Genomic DNA, 12,499 nt, shown 5'->3' on the forward strand with positions numbered 1-12,499 from the left:
GTCAGTCCCGGTGGGAGACCACCCACCAGATCAGGCCGAGCAGGGCGAGCAGCCCGAGGCCCTGCTTCCAGTAGGTGCGCGCCAGCACCGGGAGCACCGCGGCCCCGAGGTCCAGCGCGTCCTCCTGCGCCGCGTGCCGGGGCGCGGCCGGTGCGGGTCGTGCTGCGGGTGCCGCAGCGGCCGCAGCCGGGTCTGGTGCAGGCGCGGGCGCGGGCGTCTCCGCCGTGGCAGCCGGCTCCGGCGCCGCGGCCGGGGCCGGCTCCGCGGCCGCCTCAGGCGGCTCGGCCAGCGGTCCGCCACCCAACCTCGACTCCAGGCACGCGACGAACTGTCCCAGCAGCTTGTCGGAGACGTCCTGCATCACCCCGCGCCCGAACTGGGCGGGCTTGCCGGTGATCGCGAGGTCGGTGAGGACGTCCACGTCGGTGGCGCTTCCTCCGTCGGCCTCGGCCATCGTCAGCGTGACGGTGGCGCCGGCGGTGCCGTTGCCGCGCTTGTCCTTGCCCTTGGCCTCCACGACGAACCGGTGGGCGGCCTCGTCCTTCTCCAGGAAGGAGCCGGAGCCGTTGTAGACCAGGGCGATCGGACCGAGCTTGACCTTGACCGACCCGGAGAAGGAGTCGGACTCGACCGAGCTCACCGTGGCACCCGGGAAGCACTCGGCGACCGAGGCGATGTCCTGGAAGTGCGCCCAGGTCTCCTCGACCCCGGTGGGGACGGTGAAACGGTGCTGCAGGTCCACGGGCTCAGCTCCCCGCGGCCGCGAGGACCGCGCGCCGGGTCAGGACGGTCGCGAGGTGGCGGCGGTAGTCGGCGTCACCGTTGAGGTCCGAGGGCGGGTTGGCACCCTCGGCCGCCTGTGCCGCCGCGGCGCGCACGGCCTCGTCGGTGGCCGGCTGCCCGGCCAGGGCAGCCTCGACCGCGCGGGCCCGCAGCGGAGTGGAGCCCATGTTGGTCAGGCCGACGCGGGCCTCGCTGATCGTGCCCCCGTCGACCTTCACCGCGGCCGCGACCGCGACGATCGGCCACTGGTGGGCCACCCTCACGAACTTCTCGTAGTGGGCACCCCACCCGGTGTGCTTGGGGATGCGCACCTCCGTGAGGATCTCGCCCTCAGCGATCGCGGTCTCGAAGAGGTCGACGAAGAAGTCGTCGGCCGCCACCGTCCGGGTGCCGCCGCGGCCGGCGATCACGAACTCCGCCCCCAGGGCCAGGGTCGGGGCGCCGAGGTCGCCGGCGGGGTCGGCGTGAGCCAGGGCCCCGCCGAAGGTGCCACGGTGCCGGACCTGGGCGTCGGCGAGGTGCTCGACCGCCTTGGTGATGAGCGCGGCGTGCTCGGCGACCAGGGGGTCGGACCCGACGGTCGCGTGCTGGGTCATCGCCCCGATCACGATCGCATCGCCGTCGTCGCGGACGCCGCGCAGCGACTCGATCCGGCCGAGGTCGATGACCACCTCGGGCGCGTTGAGCCGCATCCGCAGCACCGGGAGCAGGCTCTGCCCGCCGGCCAGGATCTTGGCCTCGTCCCCGAACTCGGCCAGGGCGGTGAGCGCCTCCTCCACCGACGTGGGCGCGAGGTAGTCGAACTGTGCGGGGATCACTGGCCCGCTCCTTCCGTGCTGTCCTGCCCGGGTTCGGACTGGTCGAAGTGGGGCATCGCGGCACCCTCGGTGGAGCCGCCCTTCCCGCCGGTGTTGATCGCCTTCCACACCCGCTCGGGCGTGCACGGCATCCGGATGTCGGTGACGCCGAGGTGGCGCACCGCGTCCACCACCGCGTTGACCACGGCCGGCGTCGAGGCGATGGTGCCGGCCTCGCCGACGCCCTTGGTGCCGAGCGAGTTCGTGGTCGACGGCGAGGTCGTGTGGTCGATCTCGAAGCTGATCGTGTCGGCCGCGGTCGGCAGCAGGTAGTCGACGAAGGAGCCGGACACCAGCGTGCCGGAGTCGTCGTACACCGCCTCCTCCCAGAGCGCCTGGGCGATGCCCTGGACCAGGCCGCCGTGCACCTGCCCGGACACGATGAGCGGGTTGATGATGTTGCCGATGTCGTCGACGCAGACGTACTTGCGCATCTTCAGCGCCCCGGTCTCGGTGTCCACCTCCATCGCGCAGAGGTGGGTGCCGTGCGGGAAGTTGAAGTTCACCGGGTCGTAGGTCGCCTCCGAGTCGATGCTCGCCTCGACCCCGTCGGGCAGGTTGTGGGCTGCGAACGCCGCGGTCGCGATCTCCGTGACCGCCATCCCCTGGTCGGTGCCGCGGACCGAGAACCGGCCGCCGGAGAACTCGAGGTCGTCGACCGAGGCCTCGAGGAGGTGCGCCGCGATCGGCTTGGCCTTCTCGATCACCTTGTCCACCGCGAGCACCAGCGCCTCGCCACCGACGACCAGGGACCGCGAGCCGTAGGTGTCGAGGCCCTTGTGGGAGACCTGGGTGTCACCGTGAAGGATCTCGACGTCCTCGAAAGGTACGCCGAGCCGGTCGGCCACGATCTGGCTGAACGCGGTCTCGTGCCCCTGGCCGTGCGCCGACGCGCCGGTGACGACCTCGACCTTGCCGGTGGGCAGCATCCGGACCTCGGCATGCTCCCAGCCACCCGCGCCGTAGTTGAGCGAGCCGAGCACCCGGGAGGGGGCCAGGCCGCACATCTCGGTGAAGGTCGAGATGCCGATGCCGAGCTGCACGGTGTCACCTGAGTCCCGGCGCCGCTTCTGCTCGGCTCGGAGCTCGTCGTACCCGAACAGCTCCTTGGCCCGGGCGGTGGCGGCCTCGTAGTTGCCGGAGTCGTACTCCAGGCCGGCCACGGTCGTGAAGGGGAACTCCTCGTGCTTGATCCAGTTCTTCTCGCGGAGCTCGAGCGGGTCCATGCCCACCTCGGCGGCCAGCTCGTTCATCAGCCGCTCGATGGCGTACGTCGCCTCGGGCCGCCCGGCGCCGCGGTAGGCGTCGGTCCAGGTCTTGTTGGTCAGCACCGTCTGGCAGTTGAACTGGTAGGCGGGGAACTTGTAGATCGAGTTGAACATGAACGCGCCGAGCACCGGCACGCCACCGCCGACGATCGCGACGTAGGCGCCCAGGTCGGCCAGCAGGTCGACCTTGAGGCCGGTGACCGTGCCGTCCTTGGTGGCCGCGAGGGTGAGCCGCTGCCACTGGTCGCGGCCGTGGTGGGCGGTCATCAGGGACTCCGAGCGCGTCTCCGTGTACTTGACCGGCCGGCCGAGCCGGCGCGCCACCGCGAAGGCGATCATCTCCTCGGGCGTCTGCTGCAGCTTGCCGCCGAAGCCGCCGCCGACGTCGGGGGCGATCACCCGGATCTTCGACTCCGGCACCCCGGTCGTCGCCGCAAGGGCGAACCGGAGGATGTGCGGGATCTGGGTGGCCGACCACATCGTGATCTGCTCCCCCGTGGGGTCGACGACCACCGAGCGGGGCTCCATGAACGCCGGGATCAGCCGCTGCTGGCGGTACTCGCGCTCGATGACGACTCCCTCGGAGCGCGCCTTCTCGATGGCTTCGTCGACGTTGCCGCCGGTGCCGGCCTCGGCGGAGTCGAACTTCCAGAACGCCGACTTGTTGGTGCCCAGGTCCGGGTGGGCCAGGATCCCCCCATTGTCGGCACTGGCCTCCGCCGCCTCCTTGAGGTCCAGCGCGGCCGGCAGCTCGTCGTACTCCACGTCGACGAGCTCGGCGGCGTCCCGGGCCTCGGCGGCGGTGCGAGCGACCACCACGGCCACGGTCTCGCCGGCGAACGTGACCCGGTCCGCAGGCATCGGCGGTGGGCAGGGGTGACCTGGTCGGTGGTGATCGCCCAGGCGTTGATGCAGGCGCCCTGCGTCTCGGCGAGGTCGGCGCCGGTGAGCACCGCCACCACGTTGGTCGACTGCTGGGCTGCGCTGGTGTCGATGCTGACGATCTTCGCGTGCGCGAAGGGGCTGCGGACCATCGCGAGGTGCAGCATCCCCGTCAGCTGGATGTTGTCGGTCCAGCGGGTGCGGCCGGTGATCAGGCGCTGGTCCTCCTTGCGCCGGCGGTCGCGACCGATCTCCTTGGTCTCGGTGGAGCGCTCCTGGGTGGCGGTCATGCCGTCACCTCGCTCTGTCCGGAGGCGTGCTGCACGGCCTTGACGATGTTGTGGTAGCCGGTGCACCGGCACAGGTTGCCCTCGAGCCCGAGCCGGATCTCCTCCTCGGTGGGCTTCGGGTTGTTGTTGAGCAGGTCGACGCTCTGCATGATCATCCCCGGCGTGCAGAACCCGCACTGGAGTCCGTGGCACTCCCGGAACGCCTCCTGCACGGGGTGCAGCCGGCCGTCCGTGGCCAGGCCCTCGATCGTGGTCACCTCGGCGCCGTCGGCCTGGACGGCGAGCACGTTGCAGGACTTCACGCTGGTGCCGTCGAGGTGCACCGTGCAGGCGCCGCAGTTGCTGGTGTCGCAGCCGATGACGGTCCCGGTCTTGCCGAGGCGTTCGCGGAGGTACTGCACCAGCAGCATGCGGGGTTCGACGTCGTCGGAGACCGACGCTCCGTCGACGGTGAGGCTGATCCGGGTCATGGACGACTCCCTTGGGGTCGGGATGGAGCTGTGACGCCGCTCACGCTAGGTCCATCCGGTTGGCGAAAGGTTGGGGCGAAAGTCCCCTTCCTCGCCGTCGTCGCACGGGCGCCGGCCCGGGCAGGCGGCCCGTCCCGGATCGCGGTCCGGGGCGCCGGGCATTTGCCCCGCGAGTTAGGTGAGCCTAATCTGAGTTGACGGCCTTCCTCGTCCCCCGATCGGAGCCTCCCGTGAGCTTCCCCGCCACGCTGCTGCTCGGCTTCATCGCCGGCGTCACCATCCTGCTCGGCCTGCCCGTGGGCCGGATGGAGCGCCCGGCGCCGTCGTTGCGGCTGTTCCTGAACGCGACCGCGGTCGGTGTCCTGCTGTTCCTGGTCTGGGACGTGCTCTCCGCGGCGTGGGAGCCGATCGACGTGGCGCTCGGCTCGGTGCACGAGGGGAACGGCGGCCTCGGGACGGCGATCGGCTACGGGCTGATCTTCGTCGGCGGCCTTGCCATCGGCTGGTCTCGCTGGTCTGGTACGAGCGCTGGATGGGCCGGCAGGTCGCGGCACGTCCCGCCGGCGCCCCCGCTCGCCCGCAGGGTCCGGGCGCGATGACGCTCGGCGAGGTCAAGCCGCCCCGGGGGATCGCGACGTGGTCGGCCGCGCGCCGCCTGTCGCTGATGATCGCGGTGGGCATCGGCCTCCACAACTTCGCCGAGGGGCTCGCCATCGGCCAGTCGGCGGCCAGCGACGAGATCGCCCTCGCCCTGATGCTGGTGATCGGCTTCGGCCTGCACAACGCCACCGAGGGCTTCGGGATCGTGGCCCCGCTGGCCGCGGATCTCGACGACGAGGGCGCCCGCCGCCGCCCGAGCTGGCCCTTCCTGCTCACCCTCGGCGCCATCGGCGGCGGCCCGACCTTCATCGGCACCGCCATCGGCTTCAGCTTCACCAGCGAGCCGCTCAGCGTCGCGTTCCTGACCCTCGCCGCGGGCTCGCTGATCTACGTCATCACCCAGCTGATCAGCGTGGCCGCCCGCGCCCGCCGCAGCGACCTGCTCGCCTACGGCATCCTCGTCGGCCTGGTCGCCGGCTTCCTCACCGACGCGATCGTCACCGCCGCCGGCGTCTGACCGGTCGTGCGGTGGAGGGTGCGCTCCGGCGCACCCTGGGCCCCACGACCCGGTGGGTTCAGCCGCGGGCGACCGCCAGCCGGCCCTTGAGCAGGGGTACGGCGGGGTGCGGCCGCCTGCCGAGCCGGGCGAGGCACACCTCGATCACCTCGGAGTCGTAGGGCGCGAGCTCGCTGTAGCGCACCACGGCGTCGGGCTGCGGATCGGTCAGCAGCGCCTCGCGGACCGCCACGGCGACGTACTCGGCGAGCTCGCCCAGCGCCGGTGAGTTGGTGCCCGGCAGCAGGTCACCGCCGTACGCCTCGACGGCGGCGCCGACGTGGCCGCCGCGGAGCAGCGCGAGCACGTGCTCGACGTCGGTGGCGACCGGCATCATCAGTCGGTAGGGGCGCGAGGACAGCTGGCCCCCGAGCGCCGAGCGGAGGTGGCTCACCTCGGCCTTGAGCGTCGAGAGCGTGACGGCCTGGTCGCCGTAGACCAGCGCGTGGAGGTGCTCCAGCGAGAGCCCCTCGGGGTGCATCGCCAGCAGCGCGAGCACCTCGGTCTGGCGCCGGTTGAGCAGCAGCCGCTGGCCGTCGAGGCGGGTCTCCACGGTGCCGAGGAGGTTCATCACCAGGCCCGGCTCGTCCTGGTCGTCGGTGCCGCCGAGCGTCGGGTGGTGGGCCGAGCGCGGCATCGCGGTCTCGATCAGCCGCGCCATCACCCGGGCGGTGGCCAGGCCGATCGGGTGCGTCCGGTCCCACGTCGTGGAGAGGTCGATGACGCCCAGCTGGCGGCCGGTGACCGGGTCGTGCACCGGCGCCGCCCAGCAGACCCAGTTGTGCACGATCGGGGCGTAGTGCTCGGCGCTGAAGACCATCGCCGGGGTGGCGAGCCGGTTGGCGAGGTCGAGGGCGTTGGTGCCGACGCTCTCGTCGTCCCACCGCCCACCCGGGACGAAGTTGACGGTCTCGGCCTTGCGCCGCATCACGCGGCCGCCGTAGGTCCACAGGATCCGCGTCTCCGCGTCGGTGACCGCCACCACCAGGTCGCCGTCCTCGGCCGTCCGCCGCAGCTCGGCCTCGACCCGCATCACCGCGGTCTGGAGCGGGGAGCCCCGCCACAGCTCCGCGGTCTCGCCCTCGTCGGCCAGAGGCGCGTGGGTCACGTCCGGCGTGATCGCCGCCTCGGACCGGGCCCAGCTGCTGAGGATCTCGGGCCGCACGAGCTGCTCGGCCCCGTCACCGCGCTCCACGAAGGTGGTCCAGGCGCGCACGGCCTCGACCCTGCGTGAGTGCAACTCACTTCGCGCCATCGGGACCCCCGGTGTCGGACCTGTTTCGTCAACGTAACACCGTTCCGGTGACTCCCGTCACAGACGTTCGGACCTCAGACTGCGCGGTGCAGCGAGACGGTGAGCGGGACCGCGCAGTCCGTCAGGGCCGACAGGTCGTGCCGCTCGGGCGGGATCACCAGGAAGTCGGACGCCGCTCCCTCCCAGCTGTCGTCGGCGGTCGACAGTCGCACCCGGCCCTGGAGCACCTGCAGGGTCGACTCCGCCGGGCTCTCGTGCTCGCCGAGGACGTGGCCCTCCGCCAGGGCCACGATGGTCTGCCGCAGGGCGTTCTCCCGTCCGCCGTGAACGGTCACCGCGCTGCGTCCGCTGTGGTGCTCCCTGGCCTCGGCCAGCTTCTCCTCGATGAGCGCGCTCAATGACATGCCCTGCATGCGTGCCTCCTCGTCTCGTCCCGTCAACGTAGCCCCGCCCAGCGACCGTGGGAACGGCCAGCAGGGGACGGGTCCGAGCTCGAGTCAGACGTGCTCGCGGTGGATGCGTCCCTCGGTGGTGCCGAGGGGTTCGCCGCTGCCGCCCCACCGGCCGGCGATGATCTCGGCGGCGATGCTGATGGCGGTCTCCTCGGGGGTGCGCGCCCCCAGGTCGAGGCCGATCGGCGAGGAGAGCCGGGCCAGCTCCTCCTCGGTCAGCCCGGCTTCGCGCAGCCGCGCCATCCGGTCGTCGTGGGTGCGCCGGGAGCCCATCGCCCCGACGTACGCCGCCTCCGGCAGCCGCAGCGCGACCTCGAGCAGGGGGACGTCGAACTTGGGGTCGTGGGTCAGCACCGCGAGCACCGTCCGGCCGTCGACCCGCCCCGCGTCGCGCTCGGCGGCGAGGTAGCGGTGCGGCCAGTCGACGACGACCTCGTCGGCCTCCGGGAAGCGGCTGGTGGTCGCGAACACGGGCCGGGCGTCGCAGACGGTGACGTGGTAGCCCAGGAAGCTGCCGACCCGGGCCACCGCGGCCGCGAAGTCGATCGCCCCGAAGACCAGCATCCGCGGCTTGGGCGCGAACGCCCACACGAAGACCCGCATCCCCTCGCCCCGCCGCTCGCCGTCCGGCCCGTAGGTCAGGGTGGCGTTGTGCCCGGCCGCGAGGAGGCCCAGCGCGTCGTCGTGGACGGCGTCGTCGGCCCGCGGGCTGCCGATCGAGCCGGCCGAGGTCGCGCCCTCGGGGCGTACGACGAGGCGCCGGCCCAGCCAGGCCGGGTCGGGGTGCTCGATGACCGTGGCGAGCGCGACGGGCCGGCCGGCCTCGATGTCGGCGGCGATCTCGCCCAGCTCGGGGAAGGTCTCGCGGTTCACCTTCTCCACGTAGACGTCGAGGATCCCGCCGCAGGTCAGCCCGACGGCGAACGCGTCGTCGTCGGAGACGCCGTACCGCTCCAGGACGGGGGTACCCGACCCGACCACGGACTGGGCCAGCTCGTAGACCGCGCCCTCGACGCAGCCGCCGGAGACCGAGCCGACGGCGGTCTCGTCGGGGCCGACCAGCATCGAGGCGCCGGCCGGCCGCGGGGCGGACTGGAAGGTCGCCACCACGGTGCCGACCCCGACCGTCTCGCCGGCCCGCCACCACTCCATCAGCTCCGGCAGCACGTCACGCACGGGACACCACCTCCGCCAGCTCGGCGTACGTCGCCAGCGAGTGGCCGGCGATGAAGTCGTCGCAGTGCGGCAGGGCCGCGAGCACGCCCTGCTGCACCGGCTCGTAGCCCTCCTTGCCGCGGTGCGGGTTCACCCAGATCACGCGGTGGGCGATCCGGTGCAGGCGCCGCATCTGCTCGGCGAGCAGCGACGGGTCGCCGCGCTCCCAGCCGTCGCTGACGACCACCACGACCGCACCCCGGGCCATGCCGCGCTGGCCCCAGCGGTCGAGGAAGAAGCGCAGCGTCTCCCCCAGCCGGGTGCCGCCCGACCAGTCCGGCACCGTCTCCCCCGCGGCCACGAGGGCCCGCTCGGGGTCGCGCAGCCGCAGCGCCCTCGTCAGGTGGGTCAGCCGGGTCCCGACGGTGAAGGTCTCGACCACACCGCCCCGCTCGCGCGCGACCTGGGTGAAGCGGTGGGCCAGCCGGAGCAGCGGGTCGGCGTAGCCGCTCATCGAGCCGGACACGTCGACCAGCAGCACCACGCGCCGCGGCCGCACCCCCCGGCGGCGCCACGCGATCTCGGCGGGCTCGCCGAGCCGCCGCAGGCTGGCGCGCAGGGTGCGGGAGGCGTCGATGTCGCCGCGGTGCCAGGCCTGGTGCCGGGCGGTACGCCGCAGCGGCGGCCGCAGCCGGATCGTGGCGAACATGCCGGCCAGCCGAGCCCTCTCCGCCGGTGACATCGACGCGACGTCGCGGTGCCGGAGCACCTCGGTGTCGCTGGCCATCGCGCGCACCACCTCCTCGTCGGCCTCGCCCGCGCCGCCGTCGGTGTCGGCGGCGGGCAGCTCGGAGAAGGTGGGGGCGGCCGGCTGGGCGGGTCGGGTCCGGGGCAGCCCGTCCCGCGCGTTGAACCAGGCCTCGAAGACCTGGTCGTAGCGCTCGAGGTCGTCGGGCCCGGCGCACAGGGTGGCCCGCCCGGCAAGGTAGGTGGCCCGCTGGTCGCCGAGGCCGAGCACCGAGACCGCCGCGAGGAAGCCGTGGGTGCGGTCCTGGGTGACCGGGACCCCGGCGGCACGCAGCGCCCGCGTGAAGGCGAGCAGGACCTCGTCGGCGCCGTGCCGCGTCGGCACCTCGCCCGGCGGGACCACGGTCGTGCTGCTCATGCGCGCAGCATCCGGTCCAGGGCCTGGCGGACCCGGTCGGCGTCCTCGCGGTACTTCACCAGCGCGCCCAGGGTCGCCGCGGCGGTCGCGAGGTCCAGCTCGGTGGTGCCGAGGTGGTGCAGGGCCCGGGCCCAGTCGAGCGTCTCCGCCACCCCCGGCGGCTTCTGCAGGTCGTCGCGGTCGCGCAGCTGCTGGACCAGCGTCACCACCTGACGGCCGAGCGCCTGGGAGACCTCGGGCGCGCGGGAGCGCACGATCTCCACCTCCCGCTCGAGGCCGGGGTGCTCGATCCAGTGGTAGAGGCAGCGCCGCTTGAGGGCGTCGTGGAGCTCGCGGGTGCGGTTGGAGGTGAGGATGACGATCGGGGGCGTCGCGGCCTTGACGGTGCCGAGCTCGGGGATGGTCACCTGGTAGGTCGAGAGCACCTCGAGCAGGAACGCCTCGAACTCGTCGTCGGCGCGGTCCACCTCGTCGACGAGCAGCACCGCGGGGCTCTGCTGGAGGGCGGCCAGCACCGGCCGGGCGAGCAGGAAGCGGGCGTCGTACAGGCTCTTCTCTGCCTCCTCGACGCTCGGGTGCTCCTTGGCGGCCGCCGTCGCCTCGAGGGCCCGCAGGTGCAGGATCTGGCGCGGGAAGTCCCAGTCGTAGAGCGCCTGGCTGGCGTCGATGCCCTCGTAGCACTGGAGCCGGACCAGCGGCAGGTCGAGGCTCTCGGCCAGTGCCTCCGCGAGGGCGGTCTTGCCGGTGCCCGGCTCGCCCTCGAGCAGCAGCGGCCGCTGCATGCGCAGGGCCAGGAAGGTGACGGTGGCCAGCGACTCGTCGCAGAGGTACCCGGTTTCGCCGAGGCGGGTGGCCACGTCGCGGGTGGACTCGAGCTCCATGCCCCGAGGCTACTTCGGGGCGCGTTGGCGGGAGGTTGGGCGCCCTGCCGACCGGGGGCCGAGGGTCAGCCGGGCGTGTCCCGGTCGCGCCCGGTGGCGAGGTCCCCGCACTCGACGAGGGTCACCTGGCGGCCCGCGAGGTAGTCACGGGCGCCCTTGTCGCCGGTGGCGGACTCCCTCACACCGTTCCAGTGGTCGCGGCCCAGCAGGACGGGGTGGCCGGGCACCCCGTCGTACGCCGCGCGGGCGAGCACACCGGGACCGTCCGCGGCCGCGGCCACCCGGCGTACGACGTCGGGCCCGACGTCGGGGAGGTCCACCAGCGTGACCAGGGCGGCCTCCGCTCCGGGGCCCAGCGAGCCGAGGCCGGCGCGCAGCGAGGCCCCCATCCCCTCGGCCCAGTCCGCGGCCACCACCACGTCGACACGGGCGCCGTCGAGCAGGGGCAGCGCCTCGTCGACGGCCGCGCCGAGCACGACAGTCACGTCCTCGCAGCCGCCCCCGCGCAGCGCCTCCACGCAGCGGAGCAGCCAGGCCTCGCCCGCCTCGTCGTGCACGAGCGCCTTGGGCATCCCCATCCGCCGCCCGGCCCCCGCCGCCAGCAGGACCCCCTGGATCATCAGCGTCGTGCCGGGAAGGCCTGGGCGTAGAGGCCGGCGAGCTCCGGCGACCAGGGGGCGCTGAAGCCGCAGATGGTCACCTCACCCCGGGTCGCGGAGACCAGGTAGCGCTCGCCCTGCTTGAAGTGCACCGCCTGGATCAGCGCCTGGAGGTCGGCCGCCGGAGGCGCCTGCACCTTGACCAGGTCGGTCGGGGTCCCGGCGTAGAAGTGCGTCGGGCGCAGCGTGACGACGTCACCGCTGATGCCCTCGACGGTGCCCGCGAACGCGACCGACTGCTGGGCGATCATCGGGGCGGTGGGCACCATGCAGCGGGCCTGGTACGCCGCGGGCGCCGGCGCCTGCAGCCGGGTGACCGTCGTCGGTCCGCCGGCCGCCGGGACCTTGTCGTGCTGCGAGTCGTGGTTGAGCAGCCCGAAGACGCCCACGCCGACGATGAGGACGATCGCGGCGGCGGCCACCAGCCAGGTGAGCGGCCCGCGGCTGCGCGTGCCGGTCTCCCGGGACTCGGTGAGGACCAGCTCGTCGGTGGGGGTGTCGGTGGAACTGCTCATGGTGTCCTCCAGGAGTCGGGCGGCCCGTGCCGGGTCGGCCGGTGGCAGGGAGGAGGCCGGGTCGGCGGACCGCAGGCGGTCACGCAGCTCAGGGTCGTCGTCCCAGTGGTCGCTCACGACCGCCTCCTCTCTCTCGACTCCTCATGTCCGGCCGGCTGCTCGATCTTTCGCAGCTGGTCGCGCAGCTTCTCCCGCGCCCGGTGCAGGCGGATGCTGGCGGCATTCGGCGTGATCTCGAGGACGGCCGCGATCTCCGCCGGCGTCAGCTGCTCCCAGGCCCACAGGCGGAGCAGCTCGGCCTCCTCGGGTCGCAGGGCGGCCAGCGCCTCCTCGAGGGCCCCGTCCCCGCCGGTCGCGCCCGGCCCGGACGTGGTCTCCGGCGGCGGGTCGACGACGGCGATCCTGGCGGCCACCCGCTCCTGCCGGCGGTGCCCGCGCTGGGCGTTGGTCAGGCAGTTGCGGGCGACGCCGTAGGCCCACGGCAGCGGCTCGGCCGGCAGCTCGTCGAGGCGGCGCCAGCAGACCAGGAGGGTCTCGGACAGGACGTCGTCCGCGGTCGCGGGGTCGGTACGACGCGCCAGGAACCGCCGCAGCGGCTCGATCAGGTCAGGCGCGATCTCCTCGAAGCGGTCCCGGCGGGTCTGCGCGTCCACGCCTTTACCTTCACACACGCCGGCCCGTCGCTCGTCGGCACGTGGGACACGCCGACCT

The 12,499-nt window shown here is 73.3% G+C and carries 14 protein-coding genes and 1 pseudogene; 2 read left to right on the forward strand and 13 right to left on the reverse strand.

Features of this window, described 5'->3' with window-relative positions:
* Position 1: 1 nt before the first annotated feature.
* From H0S67_RS19610 to H0S67_RS19625, 5 genes and pseudogenes are all read right to left on the reverse strand, one after another.
* Complete coding sequence (locus tag H0S67_RS19610; RefSeq protein WP_180934402.1) at positions 2-742, reverse strand: SRPBCC family protein; 741 nt, start codon at positions 740-742, stop codon at positions 2-4.
* A gap of 4 nt (positions 743-746) precedes the next feature.
* Positions 747-1,601, reverse strand: a complete 855-nt coding sequence (locus H0S67_RS19615) for an FAD binding domain-containing protein (RefSeq protein WP_180934403.1) — start codon at positions 1,599-1,601, stop codon at positions 747-749.
* Positions 1,598-3,769: a xanthine dehydrogenase family protein molybdopterin-binding subunit gene (locus H0S67_RS19620; protein ID WP_281368896.1), complete on the reverse strand. Its 2,172-nt coding sequence runs from the start codon at positions 3,767-3,769 to the stop codon at positions 1,598-1,600. The genes H0S67_RS19615 and H0S67_RS19620 overlap by 4 nt, the downstream gene beginning before the upstream one ends.
* Before the next feature lie 107 nt (positions 3,770-3,876).
* A pseudogene (locus tag H0S67_RS27575) lies at positions 3,877-4,080 on the reverse strand (hypothetical protein); the annotation flags it as partial.
* Positions 4,077-4,550, reverse strand: a complete 474-nt coding sequence (locus tag H0S67_RS19625; protein ID WP_180934404.1) for a (2Fe-2S)-binding protein — start codon at positions 4,548-4,550, stop codon at positions 4,077-4,079. The gene H0S67_RS19625 and the pseudogene H0S67_RS27575, both read right to left, overlap by 4 nt.
* A 230-nt stretch (positions 4,551-4,780) precedes the next feature.
* On the opposite strand from H0S67_RS19625, the gene H0S67_RS23905 reads away from it, so the two are divergent.
* Both H0S67_RS23905 and H0S67_RS23910 read left to right on the forward strand, forming a co-directional pair.
* On the forward strand, positions 4,781-5,149 hold the full coding sequence (locus H0S67_RS23905; RefSeq protein WP_219635349.1) for a hypothetical protein: 369 nt from the start codon (positions 4,781-4,783) through the stop codon (positions 5,147-5,149).
* Positions 5,146-5,667: a ZIP family metal transporter gene (locus H0S67_RS23910; RefSeq protein WP_219635350.1), complete on the forward strand. Its 522-nt coding sequence runs from the start codon at positions 5,146-5,148 to the stop codon at positions 5,665-5,667. The genes H0S67_RS23905 and H0S67_RS23910 overlap by 4 nt, the downstream gene beginning before the upstream one ends.
* Before the next feature lie 58 nt (positions 5,668-5,725).
* Here the strand turns inward: H0S67_RS23910 and H0S67_RS19635 are convergent, their stop codons facing one another.
* The 8 genes from H0S67_RS19635 to H0S67_RS19670 form a co-directional block, all read right to left on the reverse strand.
* Positions 5,726-6,922, reverse strand: a complete 1,197-nt coding sequence (locus tag H0S67_RS19635; RefSeq protein ID WP_246354898.1) for a sigma-54-dependent transcriptional regulator family protein — start codon at positions 6,920-6,922, stop codon at positions 5,726-5,728.
* A 113-nt stretch (positions 6,923-7,035) separates the two neighbouring features.
* Positions 7,036-7,374, reverse strand: coding sequence for a cupin domain-containing protein (locus H0S67_RS19640; RefSeq protein ID WP_180934406.1), 339 nt, complete (start codon positions 7,372-7,374; stop codon positions 7,036-7,038).
* 84 nt (positions 7,375-7,458) lie between these two features.
* Positions 7,459-8,589, reverse strand: a complete 1,131-nt coding sequence (locus tag H0S67_RS19645; RefSeq protein WP_180934407.1) for an XdhC family protein — start codon at positions 8,587-8,589, stop codon at positions 7,459-7,461.
* A complete protein-coding gene (locus tag H0S67_RS19650) occupies positions 8,582-9,733 on the reverse strand; it encodes a vWA domain-containing protein (RefSeq protein WP_180934408.1) in 1,152 nt (383 codons plus the stop codon). The genes H0S67_RS19645 and H0S67_RS19650 overlap by 8 nt, the downstream gene beginning before the upstream one ends.
* Positions 9,730-10,614 carry an AAA family ATPase gene (locus tag H0S67_RS19655; RefSeq protein WP_180934409.1) on the reverse strand — a complete coding sequence of 295 codons (885 nt, stop codon included), beginning with the start codon at positions 10,612-10,614 and terminating at the stop codon, positions 9,730-9,732. The genes H0S67_RS19650 and H0S67_RS19655 overlap by 4 nt, the downstream gene beginning before the upstream one ends.
* A 65-nt stretch (positions 10,615-10,679) precedes the next feature.
* Positions 10,680-11,234, reverse strand: coding sequence for a nucleotidyltransferase family protein (locus H0S67_RS19660; protein ID WP_180934410.1), 555 nt, complete (start codon positions 11,232-11,234; stop codon positions 10,680-10,682).
* On the reverse strand, positions 11,234-11,905 hold the full coding sequence (locus H0S67_RS19665; RefSeq protein ID WP_180934411.1) for a hypothetical protein: 672 nt from the start codon (positions 11,903-11,905) through the stop codon (positions 11,234-11,236). Before H0S67_RS19665 ends, H0S67_RS19660 begins: the two co-directional genes overlap by 1 nt.
* Positions 11,902-12,441, reverse strand: coding sequence for an RNA polymerase sigma factor (locus H0S67_RS19670; RefSeq protein ID WP_180934412.1), 540 nt, complete (start codon positions 12,439-12,441; stop codon positions 11,902-11,904). The genes H0S67_RS19665 and H0S67_RS19670 overlap by 4 nt, the downstream gene beginning before the upstream one ends.
* Between the last annotated feature and the right edge of the window lie 58 nt (positions 12,442-12,499).

Origin of the sequence: Nocardioides ungokensis, from assembly GCF_013466985.1 — a bacterium.
Lineage (GTDB): Bacteria > Actinomycetota > Actinomycetes > Propionibacteriales > Nocardioidaceae > Nocardioides > Nocardioides ungokensis.

Excerpts from the sequence above, each read along its gene's own strand:
- H0S67_RS19625 (WP_180934404.1), bottom strand. The coding sequence starts at position 4,550 with ATGACCCGGATCAGCCTCACCGTCGACGGAGCGTCGGTCTCCGACGAC.
- H0S67_RS19640 (WP_180934406.1), bottom strand. The coding sequence starts at position 7,374 with ATGCAGGGCATGTCATTGAGCGCGCTCATCGAGGAGAAGCTGGCCGAG.
- H0S67_RS19655 (WP_180934409.1), bottom strand. The coding sequence starts at position 10,614 with ATGGAGCTCGAGTCCACCCGCGACGTGGCCACCCGCCTCGGCGAAACC.
- H0S67_RS23910 (WP_219635350.1), top strand. The coding sequence starts at position 5,146 with ATGACGCTCGGCGAGGTCAAGCCGCCCCGGGGGATCGCGACGTGGTCG.
- H0S67_RS19660 (WP_180934410.1), bottom strand. The coding sequence starts at position 11,234 with ATGATCCAGGGGGTCCTGCTGGCGGCGGGGGCCGGGCGGCGGATGGGG.
- H0S67_RS19650 (WP_180934408.1), bottom strand. The coding sequence starts at position 9,733 with ATGAGCAGCACGACCGTGGTCCCGCCGGGCGAGGTGCCGACGCGGCAC.
- H0S67_RS19620 (WP_281368896.1), bottom strand. The coding sequence starts at position 3,769 with ATGCCTGCGGACCGGGTCACGTTCGCCGGCGAGACCGTGGCCGTGGTG.